This is a genomic window from Acuticoccus yangtzensis, from assembly GCF_001927245.1.
Taxonomy (GTDB): domain Bacteria; phylum Pseudomonadota; class Alphaproteobacteria; order Rhizobiales; family Amorphaceae; genus Acuticoccus; species Acuticoccus yangtzensis.
On sequence record NZ_MJUX01000001.1, the window covers coordinates 87,121 to 103,121 of the forward strand.

Below are 16,001 nucleotides of genomic sequence, written 5' to 3' on the forward strand. Positions count from 1 at the left end.
TGGTCGCTACGGCATTGATGCGGCAACGGAAGAAGCGGTACGCTTCAGCGGCGCACCATGGCCGGATGGGAACGAATGGACAGGCTGACCGCCGATCGCATGTTCATCGCCGTGATGGACGAGGGGAGCTTCAGCGCCGCAGCGCAGAAGCGTGGGACGAGCTCGGGCCAGGCCTCGAAGCTCGTTTCACGGCTGGAGGCGGAGCTCGGGGTGCGCCTCTTGAACCGCACGACGCGGGCCGTTGCGCCGACGGAGGCGGGACGGGCCTACTACGCGCGCCTGCGCCCGATCATGGACGCGCTGGACGAGCTCGACCTTGAAATCCGCGACACCGTGGGCCGGCCGGCGGGGCGGCTGAGGCTCACCGCCCCGCTGACGTTCGGGGCGCGGGAACTGACGCCGGCGTTGAACGCCTTCGCCGCGCTCTTCCCGGCGATCGCGCTCGACGTCGCCTTCACCGACCGCGTGGTCAACATCGTCGACGAGGGGTTCGACTTGGCGGTTCGCATCGGGCGTCCGGCCGACTCCAGCCTCATCGCACGCAAATTGTGCGACATGCGGATCGTCGTCGTGGGGTCGCCCGCCTACCTTGCCGCGCGCGGCACACCGGCGGACCTCGGCGCCCTCAGCCGGCATGATGCGGTGGTGGACACCAACATGCGCGACGGCAGGCGCTGGCCGTTCCGCCACCCCGTGCGCGGCGAGACGAGCGTGGCGGTGGAGGGACGCATCCGTTACGCCAATGCGGAGGCGTGCTTGGCGGCGGCGGAGGCCGGGCTGGGGCTCACGTGCGTTCCCTGGTTCGTGGCGTGTGATGCGGTGGCGGCGGGCCGCGTGGTGCGCGTCCTCGCGGACTATGAGACGGCGGCCTACGGGGTCTACGCGCTCTACCCGCACACCCGGCACCTCGCCGCCAAGGTGCGCACGCTCGTCGACGATTTGGCGGTTTATTTCCGGGACCGGTGGCCAGATTCGAGCGTCCCGTCCACTCCGACCACGACCGAAAATAGCGACAAGTTGATCCGGTTACCGGCGATTGCATCCATAATGGATGAAATTATCTGCCGAACGGTGGTGTCTACAACCGCTCGACCTTACCCCATGTCGGACAGCGCGGCCCATGACGGCGCCGGATCAGACGCGCAATCAAAGGGGCAATCGATGGGCCAAAACTTCGACATGAACGCAGCGCCGCTGCGGATCGGCTCTGTCTGCCTCAAGGTTCGCGATCTCAACATGGTGGCGGACTATTACCGAACCGTGCTCGGACTGCGGACGCTGGAGAGCGGCGCAACGCGGGTGACGCTCGGCACCCGGACGACGCCGCTGCTGCACCTGGAGGCCGACCCGCAGGCCGCCCCCCTCGACCGGCGCCAGGCGGGACTTTTCCACACGGCCTTCCTGATGCCGGTGCGCGCCGATCTCGGCCGCTGGTTCGCCCGCGCGCTGGCACAGAAGCTGGAGTTTCAGGGCGCGTCCGACCACATCGTCAGCGAGGCGATCTATCTGTCCGATCCGGAGGGTAACGGCATCGAGGTCTATGCGGACCGGCCGGCGTCGGAGTGGCAGACGGCGAGCGGGTCTGTGACCATGGCGACCGAGCCGCTGCTGGCGGAAAACCTGCTGCGGTCAGGCGGCGGGGAACCTTATGACGGCTTTCCCGACGGCGGCTTGATCGGCCACGTGCACCTTCAGGTGGGCGACACCGCGGTGGCGGACGGCTTCTACCGCGACGTCTTGGGCTTCACCATCTCGTCCCACTATCCGGGCGCCAGCTTCTACGGCAGCGGCGGCTACCATCATCAGCTTGCCGGGAACGTGTGGAACAGCCGGGGCGCCGGGGCGCGGCCGCAGCCGATGACGGGCCTTGCCGAACTGAACCTGGTGGCGCGTGAGGGCGCCACCATGGAGGCGATCGCCGCGCGGGCCGAGGCGAAGGGCCTCGCGTCGACGGCGAACGGCACCGCGCTCGGCCTCACCGATCCGTGGGGGACGCCGATCAGTCTGACCCGTTGAGCGTGCGGCGCGCGGGCTGCGGTTCGGCCGATCCGGTGGCGGGCGCCGCCGGCGGTTCCGGGGCGCGTGTCCGCCCGCGGCTCAGGCGGCGGCGACCCACTCGGCCGGCTCGCCGAGCTCCATGTTGTCGATCAGGCGGGTGCTGCCGATCTTCGCGGCGATCAACACGACGGCGGGGCCCTCGACGGACCTCTCGAACCGCGTCGCGAGGTCGGGCGAGCGGATTTCGAGATAATCGAGGCTGATGGCGGGGTCGTTCGTCACCGGGGCGGCGGCCAGCATGAGCTGGGACACGTCGCGCTCGCCGGCGTCGAAGCGGCTGCGCATCGCCATCAGCGCGGCGGAGAGCTTGACGGCGCGGGCGCGGTCGTCGGCGCTGAGATAGGCGTTGCGGCTGGAGCGGGCGAGGCCGGTCTCCTCGCGCACCGTTTCGCAGCCGATGATTTCGGCCGGAACGTCGAGATCGAGCGCCATGCGGCGGATGAGGGTGAGCTGCTGGTAGTCCTTCTTGCCGAAGAAGGCGCGGTCACAGCGGGACATGTTGAGGAGTTTGAGGACGACCGTCAGCACCCCGTCGAAGTGGCCGGGGCGGTGGGCGCCGCACAGGACGCGGCTCGTCGCGCTGTTGGTGAGGCTCGTCTCGAACCCGTCGGGATAGATGTCGGCGACGGCGGGGACGAAGGCGACGTCGGCCCCTGCGCGCTCCAATTTGGCGAGGTCGCTCTCCAGCGTGCGGGGGTAGACGCCGAAGTCTTCGTTCTCGCCGAACTGGAGCGGGTTGACGAAGATGGTGGCGGCCGTGAGGTCGCACGAGGCGCGGGACTGGCGCACGAGGCTGATGTGTCCGTCGTGCAGGGCGCCCATGGTGGGGACGAGGCCGATGCTGCGGCGCTGGGCTTTCTCAGCGCCCATGGCGGCTTTGAAGTCGTCTTTGGTGGTGATGACCTGCACGATGTTTCCCTCCCCCGATGGCCGCGGGGCCGGTCCCGGAGGGTCGGCATGGCATGAATAGGTGTTGCATCTCAAGCCCGCCGCCGGGTGCCGCCGGCCGCTCTGGCCTGGCCGAGCATGCTTTATATTTCCATATTCGCGATCTTTTCCACCGGCCCGGAAGAACAGTCCGGTGAAGCATGACCCCACTCGCCCATATTACCGCAGTTTATTGATCGACATGATTTAAAGTTGCTTTGCGTGATATTGCATGGCATATTTTGAACATGACGATCGATGGTCGCGGTTGCGGCGATGCCGTGTGGCGGATCAAATAGAATTTGGTTGAGCCGATGAAGCAAGCTGCCAAAATTTTAGATCTACTTGAACTTTATGCACGGCATTGCGAGCCGATCAGCGCCGCCGACATTTCGGACAGGTTCGACTGGCCGCGGTCCACCACCTTTGGCCTTCTGGCGGTGCTGACCGACCGTGGCTTCCTCTACGAGGCCGAGGCGAGGGGGCGGTTCTATCCGACCCGGCGCTGGCTGCTGCTGGCGCAGGAGTTCAGCCCGGCCGAGCCGCTTCCGCCCGCCCTCGTCGACCTCGCGGACGAGATCGCCGACCATGGGGGCGAAGACACCTGCATCGCCGCGCAGTCCGGGCTTCATGCCGTGGTGCTGCACATGAGGCAGAGCGTGGGGCGCACCGGTCTCGATGCGGCACCCGGCTCCTGTGTCCCCGTTCATGCCACAGCGGCCGGGCAGGCGCTTCTCAGCCAGGTGAATCCGGTTCACCGGGCCGCCCTGCTGCGCAAGATCGCGTTCGAGCGGTATGCACCGCGCACGCCGATGACGCCGGCCAAGGTCGAAGAGGCCATCGCCATGGGTCTGCAGCGCGGCTGGTTCGCCGCCCGGTCGACATGGATGCCGGACATGTGCGACGTCGCCATCCCCCTGACGATGGACGGAAGCACCTATGCGGTGGTGACGGGCGGCCCCACCGTGCGCACGGCCGACCGGCTGGACGAGCTCGGCCGGGTGATCCGCGATTGCGTCGCGCGCATGAGGGGCGCGTCCCTCCACAGGACCGAGGCCCCGGCCGCCGCCCCCGCCCCCGTAATGGCGCCGAGCGGAGCCGCCTGAAACCGCGCCTGACGTGATGCGGCTCTGGGCGGACCCGCTTGCGAGGCCCTCTCGCACGGTCGGATCGACTGATGGACCAGGGCCAGACAGCGCCGTGCACCAGGGCGACCCGGCAAGTGTGGCGTTCCCCTGGTGGGGCGGTGGTCACCCAAGGGCGCTATGAGCACGCATGCCGGGCGTTGTTGCGCGGCGCGAACGTGCCGCCGGTGGGACCGTCGCAGCGTGCCTCGCCGGCGAGCGTGTGGGCTGCGTCGGTCGAGGCGCCCCCCAGCGAGACGGGGTTTAGAGCCGCTTTCGCACGGTTTGGACCAACTGATGCAGCTGGGCACTTCCGTGGCGAGAAAGATCGTGCAGCCGGTAGCGCGGGCACCGGCGGGCGGCGTGACGCTGCCCACGGTGTGGCGCTGGTCGCCGAAGGGCACCATCAGCGCGCATGCCGGGCGTTGTTGCGCGGCGCGAACGTGCCGCCGGTGGGACCGTCGCAGCGTGCTTCGCCGGCGAACGTGTGGGCGTCGGCGGTCGAGGCGACCCCCCGCGAGACGCCTTAGACGGAAGACGGGGCTGCTGTTTCGCTGAGCGTGTCGTCCAGGACGGTGAGGAGATGATCGGCCTCGCGCGGGCCGAAGACCAGAGGGGGGCGGATCTTCAGAACGTTGGCCCCCGCCCCTGTGGCGCTGATGAGGATCCGCCGTTCGCGCAGGCGGTTGACGATCCGCGCCGCCCCGGCCGCATCGGGCCCCGCCTCGCCGACGATGTCGACACCGATGAAGAGGCCCGCCCCCCGCACGGCGCCGATGGCCGGATAGTCCGCGGCAAGCTCGCGCAGACCGTCCAGCACGCGGGCGCCGGTCTCGCGCGCGTTGTCCATCAGGCCCTCTTCGTCGATCACGTCGAGAACGGCGAGGCCCACGGCGCAGGAGACCGCGTTGCCTCCGAAGGTGTTGAAGTATCGCGCCCGGCGGCCGAAGCCGTCGACGAGGTCGGCGCGGCCGAAGAGGGCGGCGACGGGGTGGCCGTTGCCCATCGGTTTGCCGGCGGTGACGAGGTCGGGCACCAGATCGTGGCGCATGAAGCCCCACATGGCGGCGCCCGTGCGGCCGAGGCCGGGCTGCACCTCGTCGGCGACGAAGAGCGCGCCGGCCGCGCGGGCCGCCTCCACCGCGGCGCCGAGGAAGCCGGGCGGATCGGCGCACACCCCGTCCGACGAGAAGATGGTGTCGCAGATGAAGGCGGCGGGGCGGATGCCGTGGCGCGCAAGGTCCGCGAAGGCGGCGGCGACGCGGCGGGCGAAGGCGGCGCCGTCACCGTCCAGCGGCGGGGCCACGGTGCGCACGTGGGCGCCGAGCGGCACGCCAGGTCCGAGCGACGGGGAGAAGGCGGCCACTTCGGCGGTGACGCCGTGGTAGGCCGTGTCGGTGACGACGATGCCGGTGCCGCCGGTGGCCTGGCGGGCGATGCGCAGGGCGAGGTCGTTGGCCTCGCTGCCGGTGCAGGTGAACATCGCGCGGTCGATGGGGCCGGGGAAGGTGGCGAGCAGGCGCTCGGCAAAGGCGACGACGGGGCTGCCGAGATAGCGGGTGTGGGTGTTGAGCGTGGCGGCCTGGCGGGTCAGCGCCTCCACCACGCGCGGGTGGCAATGGCCGACCGACGCGACGTTGTTGTAGGCGTCGAGGTAGGGGTTCCCGTCCGCGTCGTAGAGCAGGCAGCCTTCGCCGCGTACGAGGTGGACGGGGCGCTGATAGAAGAGGCGGTAGGCCGCGCCCAGCACGCGCTCGCGCCGGGCGAGAAGGGCGGCGTCCTCCGGGTCCAGCATCACATCATCGGACGCGACGTAGGCGTTGGCCATGCCGGCGGGGGTGGAGGTCATCGCAGTCTCTTCGGGGTTGGTGCGGGCCGGGGCGGCCGGAGGGTCAGCCGTTCGGCCACAGGAGCGCCGCGGCCTCGTCGGGCGTGACGAGCGAAAGGCGCTCCAACGCGGCGACGGCAACGGGGACGTTGCGCAGAATATAACGCCTGTTCTGAGGGTGGAGCTTCGCGCGCCAGGCGGATATGCCGAGCGTCAGCACGTTGCGCGCGCCCATCAGCGGGGCAAGCAGCGCCCGCTCGCGCGCGGTGGGCGCCATGTGACGCGCCCACGCCCCGGCGAGTTGCGGTGCGAGGCCGAGCGGCCCCTCCCCCATCCCCACGACGTAGCTCGCCGCGGTGGCGACGTCGTTGATGCGCGGCGCGCGCAGGATGTCGCCGAAGTCGATCAGCCCGCTGATCGCCCCGTCCGGTCCGGTCAGCACGTTGTGGGGGTTCATGTCGTTGTGGATGACCTGGCGCGGCAGGCGGGTGAGATCGTCCATCACCGCCTCGGCCCGGTCCAGCGCGGCGTGCGCCGCGCGGCGGTGGTGCGGATCGTCGATCTCGTCCAGGTGATCGCGCACCTCGGCGGCGCGGCAGATGTCCCACAGAAGGGCGCGGTCCTGGGCGGGGTGGATGTAGCCTTCGAGCGCACGGTCGATCCGCCCGAGGATGTCGCCGCATGCCGCCGCCTGGGCCGGCGTCAACGCGCGTGAGCCGACCGGCTCGCCCTCCAGATAGGTGAGCACGCAGACATGATGGCTGCGCCCTTCCAGCGACACCTGCGCCACCAGTGCGCCGGTGCAGTCGGCAACGACGCGCGGCACCGGGAGCGCCGGATCCTCTTCTTCGATGCGGGCGAGGGCGCCGAGCTGAAAGTCGATCGCCCCGCGGGACTCGTCCCCGTTGGCGATCTTCATGACGAAGCTGCCGTGAGAGCCGGCGGCCTTGAGGAGGAAGTTGCGGTCGCGCTCGCCGGTCAGCGGGCGGGCGGTGACCTCGATGCCGTAGAGATCACCGGCGATCGCGACCGCATCCGCCGCCGTCAGCGCGGGCGGCGCGGTCGTCAGTACGTTGAGAGTGTCCAGCATGGGCCGACCGGGCGTTGGGAAAGCACAGCACCTTCAAAGGCCGATATTAACGCCTGCGTTCAGCGCCTTAAGTCAACTCCCCTCGCCGCGGCGATGGCCGGCGAGCGCGCCTCTCATGCGACGGCGATCCACGCCGCCTCGTAGGGGCCGAGCACCATCTCGGTGACGGTTTCGCCGATCATCGGCCCCTCACCGCCGAGGAGGTTGGTGGTGGCCCCCGGCGTGAAGCCGAGCTGGGCGGTGGAGACGCGCAGCGTGACGGGCGTGTCGCTGACGTTGACGCTCACCCAGACGCGGTCGGTCTCGCTCTCGCGCACGAGGGAGAAGACGCGGTGGTCGAGCGGGAGGACACGCTGGGCCGCGTTGGGTGCGAACGCCGCGCGGGTGGCGCGCACCGACAGGCGATCGCGGAAGGCGGCGAGGATGCGCGCGCGCAGGCTGCCCGGATCGTTCAGCGCCTGCTCGAGGGCGCGCAGCGACAGCTTCTCGCGGTTGATGGACCGCGAGCGGCCGGTCTTCGCCATCCCGGCGGTGTCGTTACGCGAGCCGAGCAGCGAGTGGATGTAGATGCCGGGAATGCCGACCAGCGAGAGCAGGATCATCTGCGCCGCCATGAACTTGGCGATCACCACGTCGTCGCTGTCACCGGGCGAGGACACGGCGTCGAGATAGGTGATGTTGAGTTCGTACGGAGCCTCGCGGCCGCCGGGCAGCGCGCGCATGGAGACCTTGCCGCCACGGGTGACCACCGCGGCCGCCATTTCCAGCACCTCCTGCTGGCTGAGAATCCCCTCCGCGGGACGCACGCCGATCCCGTCGTGGGAGGCGAGGAAGTTGAAGAAGGTCGTGGTCGGCGTGGTCTCGTCCAGCGACATGGCCCAGCTCGTCAGGCGCGAGGCGTCGCCTGTGAGAAAGGCGTGGAGGGTCAGCGGCGGCAGAGGAAACTGGTAGACGAGGTGGGCCTCGTCGCTGCCGTCGCCGAAGTAGCTGATGTTGTCGGCATGCGGCACGTTGGTTTCGGTGACGAACATCGTGCCGGGGGCGGCGGCGTCCATCACGGTGCGCAGGGCCTTGATGATGGCGTGGGTCTGCGGCAGGTGCATGCAGGTGGTGCCGACCTCCTTCCACATGAAGCCGATCGCATCGAGTCGGATGAATCGTGCGCCTTTGCGCGCGTAGAAGATCAACAGATCGACGATCTCCAAGAACACCTCGGGATTGGCGTAGTTGAGGTCGATCTGGTCGGCGCTGAAGGTGGTCCAGACGTGCTTCATCCCGTCCGAGGTGCCGAAGGGCGTGAGGACCGGGGTGGCCCGCGGGCGGGTGACGGACGACAGGTCCGTCTGCGGGTTCATGACTGTGAAATAGTCCGCATAGGTCGGGTCGCCGGCCTTGAATGCTTTGAACCAATCACTCTCTGCGGAGATGTGGTTGATGACGCCGTCGAACATCAGGCCGACATCTTCGGCCAGCGCCTCGACATCGGACCAGCGGCCGAGTTCGGGGTCGATGGCGCGGTAGTCCTTGACCGAGAACCCGTCGTCGGACGTCCACGGATAGAACGGCAGAACGTGGACGTTGGTGATGAAGTCGCTGGTATGGGCCTTCAGAAAGCGGCGCAGGGTTGCGAGGGGAACTTCTCCGGTCGTGCGAATCGAGTCGCCATAGGTGATGAGCATGACGTCGCGCTGGTCGAGCCAATTTGCACCCCGTGCACCAATCTCCGCGCGTGCAGATGCAACCAAACGCGCGATGCGCTTGAGGAGCATTGCAACTGTCTCGGAGTCATATGCAACGCTGAGTTGGCGCTCCAGCGTAGACTTGTAGTTGTCGCCTTGAACTGTCACGCGAGTCTCCATGGTCGTTGCGAGGCCAATCTAGCGACCGTTCGACATTTGTAAAAGATTGTTTGCCGAGATGTGTCTTTCGCCCTACCCTTATGGAAATGAAGAGAAGAGTGGGACGCCTGAATGTTTCGGGCCTGAACCTCGCTGACGGACGTCCCCCACGGGAGGAAAGATGCGTTCGCCGCAGAGGCGGTCGCATGTCTGGCCCCGACCCGGACACGCGCCGCGCTATCTCATTCGCCGCTTACGCGAAAAATTTACGACCACTCGCCCCGCACGACGCGTGGCCGTTGTCCTGCGTCCGCGATTGGGCCGCCGGCAACGCTCTCGAACATGGAGATCCTACGTGAACGCTTTTGCGAAGATCGCCGCATTTGCGGTGCCTTTGTCGCTGGCTGTCACGGCTGCCGACGCGCAGTCGCTCAGCTTCTGGACCATGGAGGAGCAGCCCGAGCGCCTGGCACGGCAGGAAGCCATGGCCGAAGCCTTCACGGAAAAGACCGGCATCGCAGTCGAAATCATCCCCGTCAGCGAAAGTGATCTCGGCACCCGCGCCACGGCGGCCTTCGCGGCGGACGATCTGCCAGACGTGATCTATTTCTCGCTCCAGTATATGCAGCCCTGGGCCGAAGCCGGCATCCTCGACATCGACGCCAATACCGAGGCGGTGGAGGATCTCGGCGAGGACACCTTCGCGCCGGGCGCGCTCGAGATGGCCGACATCGACGGTGACTATGCCGCCGTGCCGCTCGACGGGTGGACGCAGATGCTGATCTACCGCAAGGACCTGTTCGAGGAGGCCGGGCTCGAGCCGCCGACCACCTATGCCGCCATCACCGCCGCGGCCGAGGCGCTGAACAACCCGCCGGACATGTACGGCTTCGTCGCCGCGACGAAGATCGACGAAGACTTCATGTCCCAGGTGCTGGAGCATGTGCTCCTGGCCAACGGCGCGACGCCGCTGACCGAGGACGGCATCGGCTTCGACCCGGCGGCGTTGAAGGAGAGCCTGGAATTCTACAAGTCCATCGCCGACACTTCGCCGGACGGTGAACTCTACTGGGCCCAGTCGCGCGAACTCTACTTCGCCGGCCGCGCGGCGATGATCATCTGGTCGCCCTTCATCCTCGACGAGCTGGCGGGCCTGCGTGACAGCGCGCCGCCGACGATCAACGACGACCCGACCTCCACCGAGCTCGCCCAGAAGTCGGGCATCGTCACCACCCTCTCCGGCCCGTCCAATCCTGACGGCGCGTCGTACGCCAGCATCAACTATCTCGGCGTGACGACCTCGGCCGACGACGCGGATGCGGCGATCGACTTCATCAAGTTCTCGCTCGGCGAAGGCTATGGCGAGACCTTGGCGATCGCGCCCGAAGGCAAATTCCCGGTGCGCCGCGGCACGGAGGACGAGCCGGAGAAGTTCACCGACCTGTGGGCGACGCTTCCGGTTGGCGTCGACCGTCAGGCGCCGCTGTCGGACCTTTATCCGGCGGACGTGGTGGAGACCATCGTCACCGGCCTCGACACGGCGCAGCGCTGGGGCGTCGAGGAAGGCCGCCTCGCGGAAGCCTCGCGCATCGTGACGAGCCAGGTGATCAACCAGATCGTGCGCCGCTATATCGACGATGAAATCTCCGTCGACCAGGCGGTCGAGGAGATCAACGCGCAGATTTCCAACCTCTGACGCCAGCCGACGTGCGGGGCCCGCTCCCCGCACCTTTTTCTTTTGCGGAGACCGCTCACCATGACCGACGCCACGCAAGGACCGCCGAGGGGTGCGGGTGCTCTCGAAAAGCGCGAGGCGCGTCTGGCCTTCATCCTGCTGGCGCCGACCTTCGCCATCGTGGCGCTGGTGGTGGCGCTGCCGCTGATCATGAACTTCTGGATCAGCGTGAAGCCGGTGATGCTGGCGGACCTTCGTCCGGCCGAAGCGACCATCAACGAACGGGTGCGGGCGGACGACACGGTGGCGCCGGGGGAGACGTTCGAGATCGTCTATACGCTGCGCAACACGTCGCCCAACCTGCCGGTGGGGCGCGCGGGGTTCACCGACGCCATTCCCGCCGGCGTGACGCTGGATCTGACGGACGACCGCTGCGCGCTGGCGGACGGAACATTGACCTGCGCGGTGGGACGATTGGAGCCACGGGCGCGCGAGCGGTTCGAGATCGTGGCGACGGCGACCGAAGCGATCGACGATCCCGAGGAGCGCTACGAGGCGACGGAGCCGGCGGCGCAGGGGCGCGGCCAGAACGCGCTGCTGACGTTCAACTTCTCGCTCGAAAACTTCACCCGCGTGGTCAACTCGCCCGAGTTCTGGAGCGTGTTGTGGACGTCGATCGTCTACGCGATCTTCGGCACGGGGGGTGCGCTACTGCTCGGCCTGTTCGCGGCGCTGCTGCTCAACAACGCCTTCAAGGGTCGGGCTTTCCTGCGCGGGCTGTTCCTCTTTCCCTACGTCGCCCCGGTGATCGCGGTGGCCTACACGTGGATCACGCTGCTGGACCCCAATTCGGGCACGCTCAACGCGATCCTGATGCAGATGGGTGCGGTGAGCGAGCCGGTGAACTTCCTCGGCCAGCGCACCGCCTTCACCTTCTCCGTGTTCGGCTTCTCGATCGACTTTCCGATGGCGCTGACGACGGTGATCGTGTTCGAGGCGTGGCGTTATTTCCCGCTCTCGTTCCTGTTCATCCTGGCGCGCATGCAGTCGATCAACACCGACATGTATGAGGCGGCGGAGATCGACGGGGCGACGCCCTTCCAGCAGTTCTGGTACTTGTCGCTGCCGCAGCTCGCCGCGATTTTGGCGATCCTGTTCCTGCTGCGCTACATCTGGACCTTCAACAAATTCGACGACATCTTCCTTCTCACCGGCGGGGCGGCGGGGACGCGCACGCTGACGGTGGACGTGTACGAGCAGGCGATCGGCCTCGGCAATATCGGCGCGGGTGCGGCGGTTGCGGTGGTCGTCTTCGTGGCGTTGCTGCTGTTCTCGCTGGTCTTCTTCCGCTTCACCCCGAAGGAGGGCTGAGATGAGCACCCTTGCCTCCTCCCCCTCCTCGGGTCCCGGATCGGCCGTGAAGCAGCGCCCGGCTCCGGGCGGCTTCGGCCTCGCGTCCGGCACCACGGCGGCGCTGATCGCCGGGCCTGTGTTCGGCGCGCTCTTCATGATCGTCTTCGGCGTGACCTTGGCGCTGTTCTCGGGCGAGCCGGCGCGGCCTCAAGTGGGCGCGTCGGCGCTGGCGGGGCTCGCCGCGGCGCTGGTGCTCGTCTTCACCGGGGCGATGAGCGCGCCGCTGCGCCGTGCCGTCGTAGCGGGCGCCTTCTTCGCGGTGCTGATGGTCCTGTCGCTGGGCGCGCCGTTCGGGCTGGCGCTGACCGCCTCGCCGCTGTGGCAGCTCGCCGGGCTGGCAGTACTCGTCGGCCTGACGATGCAGACGTTGTGGCTGTGCCTCGCCGACACGCCCGCGGGTCGCTTGCGCCGCTACGACTTCGAGGTCGCGCTGATCCGCATCCTGAAGGGGGTGGGCTACATCGTCTTCACGGTGTTCGTGGTGTTGCCGTTCTACGTGATGGTGATGACGAGCTTCAAAAGTCAGGCGTCGCTGCTGGCGAACCCGCTCGACTTCTCCATCGACCTGAACAGCGATCTCGTCAGCAGCTACACGACTCTGTTCACAGAGTTCAACTTCGGCACCTACATCCTCAACTCGGCGATCGTGTCGGTGGGGACGGTGTTTCTGACGTTGTTCTTCGCCGTGCCTGGGGCCTACACCATCGCGCGGCTGAGGTTTCGCGGACGCGATGCCTTCGCCAATTCGGTGCTCCTCATCTACATGGTGCCGGCGATCGTCTTGGTGTTGCCGCTCTATGCGGTGTTTTCGCAGCTCGGCCTGCGCAATTCCATTGTGGGGCTTCTGATCGTCTATCCGGCGACGACGATCCCGGTGGCGCTCTACATGCTGCAGGGCTACTTCCGCGGCCTCCCTGCCGAGATGGAGGAGGCCGGGCTGATGGACGGCCTTTCCCGGCTGGGGGTCATCGCCAAGATCACGCTGCCTCTGTCGCTTCCGGCGCTCGCGTCGGTGTCGCTCTACGTCTTCATGATCGCGTGGAACGAGTTCCTGTTCGCGTTCATGTTTTTGGACGATCCGTCCATCTTCACCCTGCCGCGCGGGGTGGCGTCGTTGAATTCGTCGGAATTGCCGCGTGAGTTGATGATGGCGGGCGCCGTCATCGCCACCGTTCCGATCATGGTGATCTTCCTTTGGCTCGAGCGCTTCATGGTTCGCGGCCTCGCGGCTGGCGCCGTCAAAGGATAAGGAGACTGAAATGGGCGCGATCACGCTCCAGGGCGTCGAAAAGTGGTTCGGGTCGGTGCAGGTCATCAAGGGTGTGGACCTTGAGATCGGCGACGGGGAGTTCGTGATCTTCGTCGGCCCGTCCGGCTGCGGCAAGTCCACCTTGCTGCGGCTGATTTCGGGGCTGGAGGACATCTCCCGCGGGAGCCTTTTGATCGACGGCAAGGACGTGACCGCCGAGCCGCCGTCCGGGCGCGGCCTTGCGATGGTGTTCCAGTCCTACGCGCTGTACCCGCACATGACGGTGCGCGAGAACATGGGGTTCGGCCTGAAGACGGCGGGTGCGCCGAAGAAGGAGATCAAGGCGAAGGTTGACGAGGCGGCGCGGGTCCTGAAGCTGGAGCCGCTTCTGGACAGGCGCCCGAAGGACCTTTCCGGCGGGCAGCGTCAGCGCGTCGCCATCGGCCGGTCCATCGTGCGCGAGCCGACGGCGTTCCTGTTCGACGAGCCGCTGTCCAACCTCGACGCGGCGCTGAGGGTGGAGATGCGCTTCGAGATCGCCAAGCTGCACCAGAACCTGGGCGCGACGATGATCTATGTGACGCACGACCAGGTGGAGGCGATGACCCTGGCGGACAAGATCGTCGTGCTTCAGGCGGGCGTGATCGAGCAGGTGGGAAGCCCGCGCGAGCTCTACGAGAAGCCGGACAATCTGTTCGTCGCACAATTCATCGGCAGTCCGAAGATGAACGTGATGCCGTGCCGGGTGGCGGACGGACGGATCGTGCTGGAGGGTCACGCGGGCGCTGCGGCGGAGGGTGCGCCTCCCGCCGCCACGCAGCTCGGCGTCAGGCCGGAGCATGTGGCGCTCGTGGCGCCGGAGGGTGCGGAGGTGACGGGCACGGTGGAGGTATCGGAATATCTCGGCGCCGATGTGATGCTCTTCGTCGACTGCGGCGCGCTCGGCGTTCTGAACGTGCGCCATGTGGGCGACATCCGCGTGAAGCCGGGCGAGACGGTGGGCCTCAGTTTCCCGGCCGCGCACCGCTACTTCTTCGACGCGGACGGCAAGGCCATCCGGACCTAACGGCACCTGGGCTCGAGGGCTGCGGCGGGGTCAAGGTTCCGCCCGGACCCGCGCGCAGGCCGCCCTCCAAAGGGCGGGCGAGCACGGGGAGGACGGGGCCTTGACGCCGTCGCGGCACTCGACAGGCTTGCATCAGGTGGTCAGTCTCGGGCTTCTTAAGCCCGAACTGAACGCCTGCCGGGTGGCGAACCGGGGGAGCGCGAGGGGGAACACCCTCGCGGGGCGGTCCCGCTCGCGAAAGCGCCGGGGATTCGCCGGGCCGTGCCGCCTCAGGCGTAACGGGAGAGGAACCGCTGCGCCCGTTCGGTCTTGGGGTTGCCGAAGAACTCGGCGGGGGGCGCGTGCTCGACGACGACGCCGCGGTCCATGAACACGACCTCGTCGCACACGTCGCGGGCAAAGCCCATTTCGTGGGTGACGACGACCATGGTCATGCCTTCCTTGGCGAGGTCACGCATGACGGCGAGGACCTCGCCCACCAGCTCGGGGTCCAGGGCGGAGGTGGGCTCGTCGAACAGCAGCACGTCGGGCTTCATGCAGAGGGCGCGGGCGATGGCGACGCGCTGCTTCTGCCCGCCGGAGAGGGCGAAGGGGTAGACGTCGCGCTTGTCGGCGAGGCCGACCTTGGCGAGCAGCCCCTCGGCGCGGGCGACGGCCTCGTCCTTTGAGAGGCCGAGGACCTTGGTCGGCGCCTCGATGACGTTCTGCAGCACGGTGAAGTGGGGCCACAGGTTGAAGCTCTGAAACACCATGCCCATGCGGGCGCGGCTTTTGGCAAGCTCCTTGTCGGACACGAGCCGCCCGTCCGCCCGGCGGCCGACGGGCTCGCCTGCCAGGAGAACCTGGCCCCTGTCGGGCGTCTCCAGGAAATTGAGGCAGCGCAGCATGGTGGACTTGCCGGAGCCGGAGGGGCCGAGCACGGAGATGGTGTCGCCGGGGTTCACCACCAGGGAGATGTCGCGCAGGACCTCCAGCTCGCCGAAGGTCTTCGATATGTGACGCGCCTCCAGCGCGGGAACGGCATCAGGCACGGCCGAGACCTCTCTTTCTGGCGAAGCGTCCGACGAGGAAGACCAGCCCTTCGATCGCCAAGGTGGAGATCCAGTAGAGGCCGATGGCGACGATGAAGGGCTGCAGCGGCACGAAGTACATCGACTGCACGGAGTTGGCCGCGTAGGTGAGATCCTGCACGGTGATGATCATGAGGAAGGCCGTGTCCTTCAGCATGTAGATGAGCTGATTGCCGAGGATGGGGGCCGACCCCAGGACGAGCTGCGGCAGGACGATGCGCAGGAAGAGTTGGGGGCCGTGGAAGCCCATGGCGCGGGCGGCCTCGGTCTGGCCCGCCGGAAGCTGAGACCAGGCTCCGCGCAGGATCTCGGCCACATAGGCGGCGTGGTAGAGGATGAGGCCGAGGAGCCCCGCCGTCCACGCCGACATGCGGATGCCGAGCGACGGCAGGCCATAGTAGAGCAGATAGGCGAAGATGAGGAAGGGCAGCATCCGCATGCCGTCCACATAGACACGCCCCGCCGCGCGCACGGACGGATTGCGCGAGGCCATGAGGTTGACGATGACGGCGCCCAGCAGGAAGGCGCCGACCACCGACACGGCGAACAGGGTGAGCGTGTTGGAGAAGCCGCGCATGAAGCGGGGCCACTCGTTCAGCACAATCTCCCATTCGGCCGGGTTAAAGAGGATGCTGTTGGTGATCAGGTCCCAATCCATCGCCG

The 16,001-nt window shown here is 67.7% G+C and carries 12 protein-coding genes; 6 read left to right on the forward strand and 6 right to left on the reverse strand.

Features of this window, described 5'->3' with window-relative positions; genetic code table 11:
• The first annotated feature begins 75 nt into the window (after positions 1-75).
• Positions 76-2,016: a LysR substrate-binding domain-containing protein gene (locus tag BIX52_RS23570; RefSeq protein ID WP_245803076.1), complete on the forward strand. Its 1,941-nt coding sequence runs from the start codon at positions 76-78 to the stop codon at positions 2,014-2,016.
• Between the two features lie 81 nt (positions 2,017-2,097).
• On the opposite strand, the gene panC is transcribed toward BIX52_RS23570, so the two are convergent.
• The gene (gene panC, locus BIX52_RS00410; RefSeq protein ID WP_075219068.1) at positions 2,098-2,967 is read right to left on the reverse strand and encodes a pantoate--beta-alanine ligase; all 870 of its coding nucleotides are present in this window, start codon (positions 2,965-2,967) and stop codon (positions 2,098-2,100) included.
• Between the two features lie 332 nt (positions 2,968-3,299).
• Between panC and BIX52_RS00415 the strand changes: the two genes are divergently transcribed.
• On the forward strand, positions 3,300-4,091 hold the full coding sequence (locus tag BIX52_RS00415; protein ID WP_075219069.1) for an IclR family transcriptional regulator: 792 nt from the start codon (positions 3,300-3,302) through the stop codon (positions 4,089-4,091).
• A 544-nt stretch (positions 4,092-4,635) separates the two neighbouring features.
• Here the strand turns inward: BIX52_RS00415 and BIX52_RS00420 are convergent.
• The 3 genes from BIX52_RS00420 to BIX52_RS00430 all read right to left on the reverse strand — a co-directional run bounded on the left by BIX52_RS00420 (position 4,636) and on the right by BIX52_RS00430 (position 8,874).
• Complete coding sequence (locus BIX52_RS00420; RefSeq protein ID WP_108676370.1) at positions 4,636-5,958, reverse strand: aspartate aminotransferase family protein; 1,323 nt, start codon at positions 5,956-5,958, stop codon at positions 4,636-4,638.
• A gap of 43 nt (positions 5,959-6,001) precedes the next feature.
• Positions 6,002-7,027: a phosphotransferase gene (locus BIX52_RS00425; RefSeq protein ID WP_075219070.1), complete on the reverse strand. Its 1,026-nt coding sequence runs from the start codon at positions 7,025-7,027 to the stop codon at positions 6,002-6,004.
• 113 nt (positions 7,028-7,140) lie between these two features.
• Complete coding sequence (locus BIX52_RS00430) at positions 7,141-8,874, reverse strand: sugar phosphorylase (protein ID WP_205647661.1); 1,734 nt, start codon at positions 8,872-8,874, stop codon at positions 7,141-7,143.
• 346 nt (positions 8,875-9,220) lie between these two features.
• Between BIX52_RS00430 and BIX52_RS00435 the strand changes: the two genes are divergently transcribed.
• The 4 genes from BIX52_RS00435 to BIX52_RS00450 are packed head-to-tail and all read left to right on the forward strand — an operon-like array spanning position 9,221 to position 14,268.
• Complete coding sequence (locus tag BIX52_RS00435) at positions 9,221-10,561, forward strand: ABC transporter substrate-binding protein (RefSeq protein WP_075219072.1); 1,341 nt, start codon at positions 9,221-9,223, stop codon at positions 10,559-10,561.
• 60 nt (positions 10,562-10,621) lie between these two features.
• Positions 10,622-11,911 (forward strand): carbohydrate ABC transporter permease, encoded by a 1,290-nt coding sequence (locus tag BIX52_RS00440; RefSeq protein WP_075219073.1) that lies wholly within the window; start codon positions 10,622-10,624, stop codon positions 11,909-11,911.
• A gap of 1 nt (position 11,912) precedes the next feature.
• Positions 11,913-13,202, forward strand: a complete 1,290-nt coding sequence (locus BIX52_RS00445; protein ID WP_083659903.1) for a carbohydrate ABC transporter permease — start codon at positions 11,913-11,915, stop codon at positions 13,200-13,202.
• Between the two features lie 10 nt (positions 13,203-13,212).
• Positions 13,213-14,268, forward strand: a complete 1,056-nt coding sequence (locus tag BIX52_RS00450; protein WP_075219074.1) for an ABC transporter ATP-binding protein — start codon at positions 13,213-13,215, stop codon at positions 14,266-14,268.
• A 269-nt stretch (positions 14,269-14,537) separates the two neighbouring features.
• On the opposite strand, the gene BIX52_RS00455 is transcribed toward BIX52_RS00450, so the two are convergent.
• Both BIX52_RS00455 and BIX52_RS00460 read right to left on the reverse strand, forming a co-directional pair.
• The gene (locus BIX52_RS00455; RefSeq protein WP_075219075.1) at positions 14,538-15,299 is read right to left on the reverse strand and encodes an amino acid ABC transporter ATP-binding protein; all 762 of its coding nucleotides are present in this window, start codon (positions 15,297-15,299) and stop codon (positions 14,538-14,540) included.
• Positions 15,292-15,996, reverse strand: coding sequence for an amino acid ABC transporter permease (locus BIX52_RS00460; protein ID WP_171973569.1), 705 nt, complete (start codon positions 15,994-15,996; stop codon positions 15,292-15,294). The genes BIX52_RS00455 and BIX52_RS00460 overlap by 8 nt, the downstream gene beginning before the upstream one ends.
• Positions 15,997-16,001: the final 5 nt, after the last annotated feature.